Here is a 13,392-nt window from a genome sequence, read left to right on the forward strand (position 1 = left end):
GCATAAGAATTGCACTGATACATAGTGAATTTAGGAATAGGTGAAGGGGGAATAAAAAATTTATTGTAGAAAAAGGGGTAACATCAGAATGAAAACGCTTTAATTTAGAGGGGGAATGATATGTGGAAAATGGCGTAAAGTTGAAAAGATCGTTAAAGTTATGGCAGGTTGTCATTATGGGTTTAGCCTATATGACACCCATGGTAGTATTTGATACATTTGGAATTGTTTCTGGTGAAACAAACGGGCATGTACCTACCGCTTATGTGATTGCCTTAATTGGTATGCTATTCACTGCGGTTAGTTACGGCAAGCTAGTTAGGGTTTTTCCTCAGGCTGGATCAGCCTATACCTATACCCAAAAAGCGATGAACCGGCATCTCGGTTTTCTTGTAGGCTGGTCATCTTTGCTTGATTATTTATTTTTGCCAATGGTAAATGCCTTGTTAACCAAACTTTACTTAAATGCATTGTTTCCGTCCGTTCCGGATTTAATTTGGGTATTAGTATTTGTAGGAATTGTAACCTTCCTTAATTTACGAAGCGTCAATGTCCTAGCAAATTTCAATACACTTTTTGTTCTTGTACAAATAGTAATCATGGTTGTCTTCATCATCCTGGTTATTAAGGGGCTTAATACAGGAGAAGGAACTGGAACTGTTTTTAGCATGCAGCCGTTTTTCGTTGAGGGTATGAACCTGCCAATTCTGATAACAGGAGCAACGATACTCTGCTTTTCATTCCTTGGTTTTGATGCAGTTACGACTTTATCGGAAGAAACGCCAAATCCAGAAAAAACAATCCCAAAAGCAATTCTCCTAACAGCTTTATGGGGAGGAGTAATCTTTATTACTACTTCATTTTTTATCCAGTCATTTTTTCCTGATAATTCGAGATTCATTGATTCGGAGGCAGCTTTACCTGAAATTGCCTTATATGTTGGTGGGAAGCTGTTTCAGTCGATTTTCTTATGTACAACCTTTGTGAATACACTTGCATCAGGACTTGCCTCTCACGCAAGTGTTTCTCGTCTCTTGTATGTAATGGGGCGCGATAAGGTATTCCCGGAAAAATGGTTTGGGTACTTACATCCAAAATGGAGAACACCTGCGATAAATGTTTTAATCGTCGGAGTGATTTCATTATCTGCCTGGTTCTTTGATTTAGTGACAGCCACTTCCCTAATTAATTTCGGGGCATTAATGGCCTTTACGTTTGTTAATCTTTCGGTAATTAGTCATTTTGCTGTTCGTGAAAAAATGCACCGTACTCCAAAGGGATTTTTTGATTATGTGATCATGCCGCTAATAGGAGCCGGATTAGTTGGTGTCCTTTGGATCAATCTGGAGCTTAGTTCTTTAATTATGGGGGCTAGTTGGTTCCTCATCGGACTTGCCTATCTTGTATTTTTAACAAAAGCCTTCAAGGTAGCACCTCCTCAATATAAAGCTGAAGAAGCTGAAGTATAAAGAAATGGAAAAATACGCATCCCACCGTGGAATGCGTATTTTTTTACTTTCATATTTATGCAGATTTGAATAAAACAGTCATTTTTTCATAATATCTGCTTGATTGCGCTCGATAAACAGGAATAAAGCTTTGGAATGATGGTGTTTCTTCATTGGCACGGAACTTGCTAATTATGTTAGTAACAATAAAAAATGAGGTGTTATGATGGCGATCGAATCTTTAGTTTTGAAAAAAAGTGAGGGTGTAAAGGAAAAGGATAATTCACTAATTGAGTTTCAGGAAATTCTCAGGGAGGCTGTTGACATACTGAACTATCCTCCACAAGTCTTCGAATTCTTGAAGAAGCCAATGAGATTTTTGGAAGTGAGTATTCCTATTCGTATGGATAATGGGCAAACAGAAATTTTCCAAGGCTACCGGGCACAGCATAATGATGCTGCAGGACCGACTAAGGGCGGTATCCGTTTCCATCCAGATGTTACACCAGAGGAGGTAAAAGCGCTTGCTGGTTGGATGAGTTTAAAATGCGGCATCACGGACCTCCCGTATGGAGGGGCAAAAGGCGGGATTGTCTGTGACCCCCGGAATATGAGTTTAGATGAACTGGAACGATTAAGCAGGGGGTATGTAAGAGCAGTCAGCCAAATTGTCGGACCAACGAAAGATATACCTGCACCTGATATGTATACCAATTCTCAAATAATGGCGTGGATGCTCGATGAGTATGACCATATTCGTGAATTTGATTCACCAGGTTTTATTACTGGGAAACCGATCGCTTTAGGGGGATCCAAAGGTAGGGAAACAGCCACTTCGAAAGGTGTACTATACACGCTTCAAATGATATGTGAATTGAAAAGCATGCCTTTAACGGATATGCGGGTCATAATTCAAGGCTTTGGAAATGTAGGAAGTTACTTGGCTCAGTATTTATATGATCTAGGGGTTAAGGTAATTGGGATTGGGGACGCACTTGGTGGTTTATATGATGAAAATGGCTTGGATATCCCCCATCTCCTAGAAAATAGAGACTCTTTCGGTATCATAACCAATCGTCCTAATAACAGTATCACTAATCAAGAACTGCTGGAAAAAGAATGTGATATCTTGATTCCTGCCGCCATTTCAGGTGTAATCAACAAACAAAATGCCAGCAGGCTTAATTGCAATATTGTGATTGAAGCAGCTAATGGACCTACAACCAAAGAGGCTCTAAAAATTTTGGATGAGCGCGAAACTCTGGTTGTGCCTGATATTCTAGCAAATTCAGGTGGTGTAATTGTCTCCTATTTCGAGTGGTGCCAAAACAACCAAGGCTATTATTGGACAGAGGAAACGGTGGATACTCGATTGAAGGAGAAAATTGCAGACAGCTTTAAGAATGTATATAACACTGCTGAAAAGTATGGAGTGAATATGAAAATTGCTGCTTATATGGAGGGAATTAAAAAACTGGCGGAAACTTCAAGGCTAAGAGGCTGGTTGAAATATTAAAATTCACAATGTAAAGGAGAAGAGGGAATGAAGCTTGATATTCTGTCTGAACAAAAAGATCAACAGCTCCTGCATTACTTTTGTCTCATTTCAAATAATCACCGATACGATTTGGCCATTGGTTATTCGAATCATTTTTATGGCAAAGCAATGGTCACTTCTATGCAAACAGGAAATATGGTTTTACTTTGCCAAGAGGACACCTATGCTCCTCATTATTGGGCTGATCGTCTAGGAATCGAAAAAGAGGATATTGCAGAATTTCAAGATTTTTTTGGCCTGGTATTACAATCAGCGCCCTTTCAGGAACAATACTAGCAAAATAGAGGAGTGATACGATGTATTTTGGAGTGGTACTTAGTCCATGCCATGGGGTTGTTGAAAGAGTTTCAATCCAAAGTGAAACACGAATATATGAATGGGAACCATTATTTCAAATTAAAACGGCTGAAGGCAAGGTTCAAATGATTCAAACAGGTATAAGCGGTGAGGTAGAATCACTTGAGGTTCAGGAAGGGGACTATGTTATTCCTGGCATGGTTCTTGCGTTTATTAAAGAAGATTTATTTGTAACTGGCAGTGACTAGATGCTAGAAAAAAGAAGATGGAAGCCACATCTTCTTTTTTCTATTTAAAAAATTCTAAATAAAGTGATAATATTAGTGTGATAAGGATAAGGGGGATGAAGTGATGTTTTCCGTCGCAAAGGATAAGATTAAGCCAATAATATCTATCACTATAGAAGAAGAAATTGTATTGAAATCGACTTTAGACCAATGCAAAGAACCCTTTATATTCTTAAAACAACAAGGTCAATTATTTGCCTATGCAACAATCAATAATCCATTACTTGGACTGCTTGAAAGCAAAGATTATTCCATAGAGGCTTTCGTAGAACAGGCCAAATCAATCAAAAGTATTTGTTTCCTAAGCAAGAATATTTCTTTCCCCTCATTGTTCCAGATCATTGGTGAACCGTTCGCAATCATAATTGGTGAGGATGGCGAACCATTAGGATACATACGAAGAGAAGATGTTTTGGCAGAGCTTTTTAAACAAGAAAATAAAAGTGTAGATGTATTGAAAATCCTTCTTACCTCAATACCTATGGGGATTTTTGTACTAGATAAGGAAAAACAAATTATTAATTGCAATGAATCAGGCTTAAAAATGATTAAATCAACTACTGATCAGGTGCTTAATTATCCAGGGGGAAATATTTTTAGTGCTCATGAGATTAACAACGTGTTTACTACAGGAAAAACGATTTTAAATCATCTTGAAATAACGAATGACACGGGAGTTCTCGTTGATTATTGTCCTATTTTAACTGATGATGGTGAAGTTGAAGGGATGATCATTGTTGTTCAGGATCTGCCGATGGTCGAGGATATGGCCAACGAAATTGAATATGTTAAGGATTTGAATCGAGACTTAAATGCAATATTATCGAGTATTTATGATGAGATTCTTGTGGTTAATGCGGTTGGGGAATTGATCAGGTACAGTGACAATATCATTCAAGATTTCTGGAAGGTAGATCTTAAAGAACTGATTGGAAAAAATATTCTCCAGCTAGAAGATCAGGGGCTTTTTACCCCATCAGTGACAAGATTAGTAATCGAAAAAAGAAAAAAGGTATCGGTTGTCCAGGAAACAAAATCAGGCAGAAAAATTCTTGCCGTTGGAAATCCAGTCTTTAATAAAGAAAATGAGTTGGACCGGATTATCATTGCTTCACGGGATATTACGGAAACAACGCGATTAAAAAGTGAACTTCAGGAAATACGAAAAATAACGGAACAATATAAAAAAGAATTAGATGATTTTAAAAGTAAAGATCGCTTTTTAAAAAAACTAATCTATTGCAGTCCTAAAATGGAAAAGATTATGAATCAGGTTAAGAAAATTGCCGACTTTTCATCGACCGTCCTCCTAAACGGTGAATCTGGTGTAGGTAAAGAGGTGATTGCTCAAGCAATCCACCAATTAGGGAAACGCTCTGGAAAGCCATTCCTTAAACTGAATTGTGGGGCAATTCCAGAAAATCTTTTAGAAAGTGAATTGTATGGATACGCAAAGGGTTCGTTTACTGGTGCCGATAAAAATGGAAAAGATGGTTATTTTAAACAAGCGGATGGCGGAATATTGTTTCTTGATGAAATCGGGGAAATGCCGCTCCATCTCCAAGTAAAGCTTTTGCGTGTTCTTCAAGAGCAAGAGGTTATTCCTGTTGGCAGTACCGTACCGATTAAGGTGAATGTCCAGATCATTGCAGCCACCAATAAAAGGCTTGAAAAAATGGTGGAAGACGGGACTTTCCGGGAAGACTTATTTTACCGTTTAAATGTTATTCCGATTCAGATTCCGCCGCTCAGGGAACGGACTGAGGATATCTCGTTACTTGCCTTTCATTTTTTACAGCAGTTGAATGAAAAGTATGAACGAAATTATCATTTAACACCAGATGCGATTAATGTGCTTGAATTTTATTCATGGCCAGGAAATGTCCGTGAATTGCAAAATATTATTGAAAGATTAGTGGTTACCGCTGATCATCCTGCCATTGATGCTGAGTTTGTCAGTCAGTTTTTATCGCTGGGCTTTGATAATAAAAAGATAAAGCCGATGATTACAAGAGTTATTCCTTTACAAGAGGCAATTGAACATGTGGAGGAACAGCTAATTGTACTTGCTATGAATCAATACAAAACAACCACCAAGGCTGCAAAAGCATTAGGAATCAGTCAATCCTCGGTTAGTAGGAAATATCAAAAAATACTAAATGAGAAAAATATTAAAATTGAAAACTTATCATCCATTTAAATAAAAGCTGTTTCAGATTAGATTCTGAAGCAGCTTTTTTATTTATGCAGGGATAAATACAGTTATGCAATTTTGAATAACTTTAAATCGCTTTTTTGGAAAACACACGATAATGACCACTTTTCTACTTTGGCACAGTTCTTGCAACAATAGAAAGTAAGGAGAATAAAGGAGGATTGTATAATGGTCGAGATAAAAAACCGCGTGGCTAAACTTAAGATGTTTATTGATGGTGAATGGAAAGATTCTGAAACTTTGGAAACACGTCCAGTCATTAATCCAGCAAATGGAGAAGTGATTTCATATGCACCTGAAGGAACAGCTGCTGATGCACGAGCAGCCATCTTTGCAGCTCGGAGGTCTTTCGAAGAAGGAGTATGGTCAGGAGTATCAGCACAGGAGAGAGCCTCCTATTTATTTAAAATCGCAGACAAAATTGAGGAATATGCAGATGAATTAACACAGCTTGAAACGATGGATAATGGAAAAACATTAAGAGAAGCTGGATTTGATGTCGGTGATGCGGCAGCATGCTTCCGCTATTATGCAGGACTGATTACAAAGCCGGATGGCTATACCTATCATGTAGCTGATCCGATGCAGGCGATGGTTGTCCGCGAGCCTGTTGGTGTCTGCGGCTTGATAGTCCCATGGAATTATCCACTTTTAATGAGTGTTTGGAAAATCGCTCCGGCTTTAGCCGCTGGGAATTCAATTGTTTTTAAACCGTCAGAAGTAACACCTGTTACACCGAAGAAGCTTTTTGAAATATTTGATGAAGTAGGACTGCCAAAAGGAGTAGCCAATATGGTAATGGGATCCGGCCCAGTTGTTGGTCATGAAATTGCAGCCCATCCTGAAGTAGATATGATTTCGTTTACCGGCGGTACAAAAACAGGCAAACATATTATGAAAACGGCAGCAGACACAATGAAAAAGGTGTCATTGGAATTAGGAGGTAAATCGCCAAACATCATTTTTGCTGATGCCGATTTTGAAACCGCTGTTGACTATGCTCTGTTTGGCATTTACGCTGGTGCCGGCCAGGTATGTTCGGCTGGGTCAAGAATTTTAGTAGAAGAGAAGATTTACGATCAATTTGTCGCCCGCTTTGTAGAAAGAGCGAAGCAAATTAAAGTAGGACCGGGGAATGACCCTTCAACAGAGATGGGTCCGCTTGTAAGCAAGGAACATTTGGAAAAAGTCCTTCATTATATTGAGGTAGGAAAACAGGAAGGTGCGACCGTTGCCTGCGGCGGGAACCGAATCGTAAGCAATGAACTAGATAGCGGCTACTTTGTTGAGCCTACGGTGTTCGTTGATGTGAAGCAGGAAATGAGAATCGTGCAGGAAGAAATTTTCGGACCAGTCGTAGTTATTCAGAAGTTTAAGGATGAAGAAGATGCAGTAAAGCTTGCGAATGGTACCGTTTATGGACTTGCTGGAGGTGTTTTCACTAAAGATGGAGCAAAAGGCTTACGAGTCATTAAAAAGTTAAGATCCGGTATTACCTGGGTAAATTCCTATCACCCAACCTATAATGAAGCACCATGGGGCGGTTATAAGCAAAGTGGAATTGGAAGAAGCCTTGGAACATTCGGGCTTGAGGAATTCCAAGAAATTAAACAAATCAATATTAATTTACAAGTAGAGCCAATTGGCTGGTTTTCCAACTAATAGATGATGAGGAGCGATCATATGAGTATCGATATAAAACGAGAGACAAAGACTGAGCAGAATCAACAAGTAAGCGAATACATTAATAAGGTTTTAAGTTTAATAGAAAAGGAAGAGGTTAATAAGGAAGAAGCAGCCTGGATCACAAAGGAAACGGTCGATGGCTTTCGTGAGCACGTAAATCCAGGATTTTTAATGTACCGTAAATCGGTGACAAAGGATGGTCAATTTGCAGCAGTAGAATGGTCAGACAATGGTGCCTGCTTTAAGGATGTAAATGGCAAAGAATATATTGATTGTCTCGGTGGCTTCGGTATCTATAATGTTGGCCACCGTAATCCCAAGGTCGTCAAGGCAGTAACAGATCAACTGAAGCGTCAAGCACTTCACAGCCAAGACCTGCTTGATCCATTACGTGCAATGCTGGCGAAAATTTTAGCAGATATTACTCCTGGTGATTTGAAATATGCCTTTTTTACCAACAGTGGAACGGAAAGCGTTGAAGCGGCATTAAAGCTCGCAAAAATGTATAGTGAGCGAACCACCTTTATTTCAACGACGCGTGCTTTCCATGGTAAAAGTCTTGGATCATTATCTGGAACTGCTAAAGGAATGTTCCGTAAACCATTCCTTCCTTTAATACCGGGCTTCCGACATGTTCCATTTGGTGATATCGACATGATCAGAAAAACATTCGAAGTCTGTGCATCAGTAGGAGAAGATGTTGCTGCCGTTATCTTAGAACCAATTCAGGGCGAAGGCGGAATTATCCTGCCACCAGAGAATTACTTAAAACAGGTTCGTGAGCTATGTGACCAATATGGTTCTCTGTTAATTTTTGATGAAGTACAAACGGGTATGGGACGGACTGGGAAAATGTTTGCAGCTGAATTATACGATGTAGTTCCGGATATTATCTGTCTAGCAAAAGCGTTTGGCGGCGGTGTTATGCCAGCAGGAGCAATCGTAGCAAGAGAAGAAGTGTTCAAAAGCTGGTTCCCAAATCCATTTATGCATACAACTACTTTTGGCGGCAATCCATTAGCATGTGCAGCCGCAATTGCTACCATTGGTGTTTTAATCGAAGAAAATTTACCAGAAAGAGCCGGAGTAGTTGGGGAGTATTTCCTCAAGGAGCTAAAAGAAGCAGCCGAAGAACATGAAGATAAGGTCCTTGAAATTCGCGGCCAAGGATTAATGATCGGAATCGAATTCCATAAGGATGAAATCGGCTATGAAGTTTCAAAAGGAATGTTTGATCGAGGTATCCTTGTGGCAGGAACTTTAATTAACTCGAAGACCATCCGAATTGAACCGGCATTAACAATTAGCTATGAAGAAGTCGATAAAGTAATCAGCACCTTTAAGGAAGTATTAAATCTGGTAAAAGCATAAAGGTATTACTTTTAAAATGGAGGAGCACGGAAATGCAAAGAAAATATGTAAAGCTTTTAACAGAAATACCCGGTCCAAATTCAAAAGAAATACTAGAGTTGAGAAAAAAATATGTCCCCAAGGGAATCAGCAATAATTGCCATTCCTTTGTGAAAAAGGCACATGGTTCTCTGGTTGAGGATGTGGACGGCAATATTTTTATAGATTTTGCTGGAGCGATTGGAACAGTAAATGTCGGTCATTCCCACCCAAGAGTAGTCAGAGCCTTGCAGGAACAGGCAAGTCAATTTATCCATACGGGCTTTAATGTCATGATGTATGAATCATATATAACACTTGCAGAGAGACTGTGTCAGCTTGCACCGGGAGATTTTAAGAAGCAGGCAGCTTTCTTTAACAGTGGTGCAGAAGCTGTTGAAAATGCCGTTAAAATAGCTAGAAAATATACAAAACGCCAAGGAATTATCTCCTTTACACGGGGATTCCATGGCAGAACTTTAATGACAATGACGATGACAAGTAAAGTCAAACCATACAAGTTCGGCTTTGGACCATTTGCCCCGGAAGTTTATAAGGCCCCATATCCATATGTATACCGCCGCCCTGAAGGGTTGAGTGAACAACAATATAATGAAATGATTATTGAGCAATTTGAAACGTTTTTACTGGCGGAAGTGGCTCCTGAAACGATTGCTGCGGTTGTAATGGAACCCGTTCAAGGAGAGGGAGGCTTTATCGTTCCAAATCAAGCGTTTGTTCAAAGAGTTAGAGAAATTTGTACACAGTATGGAATTTTGTTTGTAGCAGATGAGATTCAAACGGGATTCGCCCGTACCGGTAAATATTTTGCGATCGAACATTTTGGGGTTGAGCCAGATTTAATCACCATTTCAAAATCAATGGGAGCTGGAGTACCCATTAGCGGAGTCATTGGCCGAGCCGAAATAATGGATGCAGCAGATGTTGGCGAGATAGGCGGAACCTATTCTGGTAGTCCACTTGGCTGCAGGGCAGCACTTACCGTCCTTGATATTATTGAGAGTGAAAACCTTAATGATAGGGCCCAGAAAATAGGTAAGAGAGCGACGGAAAAAATGAGAGAGCTTGCTGAACGTTTCGATAGTATTGGAGATGTCCGAGGTCTCGGGGCAATGTGTGCAATGGAAATCGTTAAAGACCGTCACAATAAAACTCCTGATAAAGAGGCAGTTGGAAAAATAGTGAAGGCCGCAGGTGAGCGGGGGCTTATGCTACTAAGTGCAGGGTTATATGGAAACGTGATCCGCCTTCTAATGCCATTAACTATTACAGATGAGCAGTTGGAGGAAGGATTGCAAATTCTGGAGGAAGCCTTTGGAGCAGTATACTTGAATAGTCCTGCTGTGTCGGCTGGGAGGTAATGTAATGGACATTGTAGAGCAGAAATATCAAATCTATCCAATGTATTTAGATGGAAAATGGATTGGTAATGATTATGAGTTTTTTACCGAGATTATTAACCCAGCAACAAAGGAAGTTTTAGGGGCAGTGCCAAATGGAGGTGCTTTTGAAGCAGAGCAGGCAGTTGTTGCCGCACATAACGCCTTTAAAACTTGGTCAAAAAAAACAGCTGACGAACGCTATCAGCTTTTGATGAAATGGTATCAATTGATTGATGAGAACAAACATGAAATTGCCAGGATTATGACGATGGAGCAAGGTAAACCTTTAAAAGAAGCATTAGGTGAGGTCCAATATGCAAATGGTTTTATCTCATGGTATGCGGAGGAAGGGAAACGAATCTATGGAGAAACGATTCCAGCATCCCACCCAAATAAACGAATTCTAGTTAGAAAAGAACCGGTTGGAGTGGTTGCAGCGATTACACCTTGGAACTTCCCTGCAGCCATGATTACGAGAAAAGTGGCACCAGCACTCGCAGCAGGGTGTACTTGCGTGGTAAAACCAGCCAATCAGACACCGCTTACTGCATTAAAAATGGTGGAGCTTGCTCATGAAGCAGGAATCCCTAATGGGGTAATCAATGTAATTACTGGCAAGGCAGCAGAAATCGGTGAAACGTGGTTGAAAGATCCCCGTGTAACTAAGATAACCTTTACAGGATCAACTGAAGTAGGGAAAACCTTGATGCGCGGTGCCGCTGAAAATGTTAAAAAGGTATCGCTGGAGCTTGGCGGAAACGCTCCATTTATCGTCATGGATGATGCGAATCTTGCGAAGGCTGCTGGGGGATTGGTACAATCAAAATTTCGTAATGCAGGTCAGACTTGTATATGTACCAATCGTGTATATGTGCAAGAAGGAATAGCTGATAATTTCCTCAAGCTTTTCCAAGCTGAATTAGAAAAGCTTAAGGTTGGGAATGGACTCGAAGAAGGGACCGACATCGGACCATTAATTGATCATGCAGCTTATAAAAAAGTAGAAGCTCTTGTGAATGACGCAGTTAGTAAGGGAGGAAAAGTCACTTACAGCGGGCTAAAACCTGCTGAAGAAAATGGCTATTTCTATGCTCCGACAATTTTAACCGCTATTCACGACGATATGGAATGTATGAAAGATGAAATCTTTGGTCCGCTGGCACCGATTTCGACCTTCAAAACCGAAGAAGAAGTGATTGAGCGGGCAAATAACTCCCGCTTCGGCTTAGCGGCTTATGTTTATACAGAAAATCTAAGCCGTTCCTTTAGAATCACAGAACAGCTCGAATACGGAATCATTGGTCTTAATGATGCCCTGCCATCAGCTGTTCAAGTTCCATTTGGCGGATATAAAGAGAGCGGCCTGGGCCGTGAAGGCGGTCACTTCGGAATTGAAGAGTTTTTAGAAGTAAAATATATTTCAATAGGGTTAGACATATAGTCTCGCTTCTCTAATGAATTTTCGGTTGAGCGCTATTTAAGGAATGCAAAGGCACACGTTATTTATGAAGGAACAAGAGAAATTCATACGATTATGCAGGGGGAATATGCGCTTGGTTACCGAGAAGATAAACCACTGCGAAAAATGCTGCCTGCCTGGCCATTTGAAGAGACTTTAATAAAAGGATAGGTGATAGTATGTCCGGAATAAGAACCTATTTCCTCGCTGGTCATGCCCGCCTGCCGCAGGGGATGGCAGCCCAAAGTGTATTTGACTCTTTAACAATTACTGTTGAAATTGATAAAAAGTATGGGGTCATTATCCAGTCCTCCTGCACCCTAGCCACTGACCATGGGAGAGAATATATACAACAAATTTTAAAGGGTTACAGCTTACAGGATGGGATTGATGAGATCGTTGAGATGATAAGAGAGGGATATCGGGGAAAAGCAGTAAATGCTCTTATAGCAGCGGTGAAAGATTTATACAGTCAATATAGCGAATAAATTTAAAAAAACGAGGCAGGGACATAACTCGCTTCTATAAATGAAAAAAGTGAAATCGGCACCTTCGTTTTCACTTTTTTCATTTTATTTAACATAATTGCTTTGTATATATTCAAACCATCCATGTTAAAAAAACCTTCATCATAGGATAGGAAGTATAAGCGCAAAATAGCTTTGTGAGACAAATTACTAATATAAAGAAGGAGGTTTATGAATGGATAAAGAGATTTCTTATGGCAGTGATTATAAATTTATTCCTGCAACTTCAATAGCCAGTGGTATTGGCATAGAAGTCTTGCCTGATTTATATTGCCATACCATCCAAATTGTAAATATTTGTTTAGTCGGAAATCCAGAAACGAAAAATTTTGTTTTAGTTGACGCTGGAATGCCAGACTCTGCTAACGAGATTATTTCTGTAACGGAGGAACGTTTCGGTGCTAACAGCCGGCCCCAAGCAATTATTTTAACTCATGGTCATTTTGACCATGTAGGAGCGATTATTGAATTAATCAACCATTGGAATGTTCCTGTATATGCACATGAGTTAGAGTTACCCTTTTTGACTGGAAAGCTGAGCTATCCAGAGCCAGACCCTACTGTAGAAGGTGGTTTGGTTGCTAAAATGTCACCGATGTTTCCTAATGAACCAATTAATTTAGGTGATCATATTCAAACTCTTCCTTCTGATGGAAGTGTGCCGCACTTGTCAGGCTGCCGCTGGATACATACTCCTGGGCATACTCCAGGACATGTGTCACTATTTAGAGATCAAGATCGTTCTCTGATAGCGGGAGATGCTTTTATTACAGTTAAACAGGATTCGCTTTATAAGGTTCTTACACAAGAAATGGAAATAAATGGACCGCCCAGATACCTTACAACAGATTGGCAAGCTGCTTGGGAATCCGTTAAAACATTGGAGGCCTTAAAACCAACTGTTGCTGTAACAGGTCATGGAAAGCCGCTTTCTGGTGAAATGCTGGCAAATGGCCTTAATAAGTTAGTAAGTGAGTTTGAGCAAATTGCCATTCCAGACTACGGTAAATATGTAAACAAAAATAGACATTAGTAATCTTCCTTTCTTATTACTGAATATCTAAAGTTAGCCGATTATTCGAATGAGATAATCGGCTTTTATTTTCGTTAAGCTGTCGTTAGT

Annotated in this window: 11 protein-coding genes and 1 pseudogene; all 12 read left to right on the forward strand. The window is 39.8% G+C overall.

Annotation, left to right across the window (positions count from 1 at the left end; genetic code table 11):
* Positions 1–122: 122 nt before the first annotated feature.
* The 12 genes and pseudogenes from ABC255_RS05885 to ABC255_RS05940 all read left to right on the forward strand — a co-directional run bounded on the left by ABC255_RS05885 (position 123) and on the right by ABC255_RS05940 (position 13,302).
* On the forward strand, positions 123–1,469 hold the full coding sequence (locus ABC255_RS05885; protein WP_412992027.1) for an APC family permease: 1,347 nt from the start codon (positions 123–125) through the stop codon (positions 1,467–1,469).
* Positions 1,470–1,674: 205 nt separating this feature from the next.
* Positions 1,675–2,964 carry a Glu/Leu/Phe/Val family dehydrogenase gene (locus ABC255_RS05890; RefSeq protein ID WP_412992029.1) on the forward strand — a complete coding sequence of 430 codons (1,290 nt, stop codon included), beginning with the start codon at positions 1,675–1,677 and terminating at the stop codon, positions 2,962–2,964.
* 27 nt (positions 2,965–2,991) lie between these two features.
* On the forward strand, positions 2,992–3,282 hold the full coding sequence (locus tag ABC255_RS05895) for an SAV0927 family protein (protein ID WP_412992031.1): 291 nt from the start codon (positions 2,992–2,994) through the stop codon (positions 3,280–3,282).
* Between the two features lie 20 nt (positions 3,283–3,302).
* A complete protein-coding gene (locus ABC255_RS05900; RefSeq protein ID WP_412992033.1) occupies positions 3,303–3,551 on the forward strand; it encodes a biotin/lipoyl attachment domain-containing protein in 249 nt (82 codons plus the stop codon).
* A gap of 103 nt (positions 3,552–3,654) precedes the next feature.
* Positions 3,655–5,790: a sigma 54-interacting transcriptional regulator gene (locus tag ABC255_RS05905; protein ID WP_412992035.1), complete on the forward strand. Its 2,136-nt coding sequence runs from the start codon at positions 3,655–3,657 to the stop codon at positions 5,788–5,790.
* A gap of 204 nt (positions 5,791–5,994) precedes the next feature.
* On the forward strand, positions 5,995–7,467 hold the full coding sequence (locus ABC255_RS05910) for an aldehyde dehydrogenase family protein (protein ID WP_412998492.1): 1,473 nt from the start codon (positions 5,995–5,997) through the stop codon (positions 7,465–7,467).
* Positions 7,468–7,488: 21 nt separating this feature from the next.
* Positions 7,489–8,862, forward strand: a complete 1,374-nt coding sequence (locus ABC255_RS05915) for a putrescine aminotransferase (protein WP_412992037.1) — start codon at positions 7,489–7,491, stop codon at positions 8,860–8,862.
* A gap of 32 nt (positions 8,863–8,894) precedes the next feature.
* The gene (gabT, locus tag ABC255_RS05920; RefSeq protein ID WP_412992038.1) at positions 8,895–10,262 is read left to right on the forward strand and encodes a 4-aminobutyrate--2-oxoglutarate transaminase; all 1,368 of its coding nucleotides are present in this window, start codon (positions 8,895–8,897) and stop codon (positions 10,260–10,262) included.
* A 40-nt stretch (positions 10,263–10,302) separates the two neighbouring features.
* Positions 10,303–11,724, forward strand: coding sequence for an NAD-dependent succinate-semialdehyde dehydrogenase (locus ABC255_RS05925; protein WP_412998493.1), 1,422 nt, complete (start codon positions 10,303–10,305; stop codon positions 11,722–11,724).
* A 6-nt stretch (positions 11,725–11,730) separates the two neighbouring features.
* Positions 11,731–11,913: pseudogene (locus tag ABC255_RS05930) on the forward strand (acyl-CoA dehydrogenase family protein); the annotation flags it as partial.
* Between the two features lie 8 nt (positions 11,914–11,921).
* A complete protein-coding gene (locus ABC255_RS05935) occupies positions 11,922–12,230 on the forward strand; it encodes a DUF3870 domain-containing protein (RefSeq protein ID WP_412992040.1) in 309 nt (102 codons plus the stop codon).
* Between the two features lie 214 nt (positions 12,231–12,444).
* A complete protein-coding gene (locus ABC255_RS05940; protein WP_412992042.1) occupies positions 12,445–13,302 on the forward strand; it encodes an MBL fold metallo-hydrolase in 858 nt (285 codons plus the stop codon).
* Positions 13,303–13,392 lie beyond the last annotated feature (90 nt).

Source organism: Neobacillus canaveralius (genome assembly GCF_047237705.1).
Taxonomy (GTDB): Bacteria; Bacillota; Bacilli; order Bacillales; family Cytobacillaceae; genus Neobacillus; species Neobacillus niacini_K.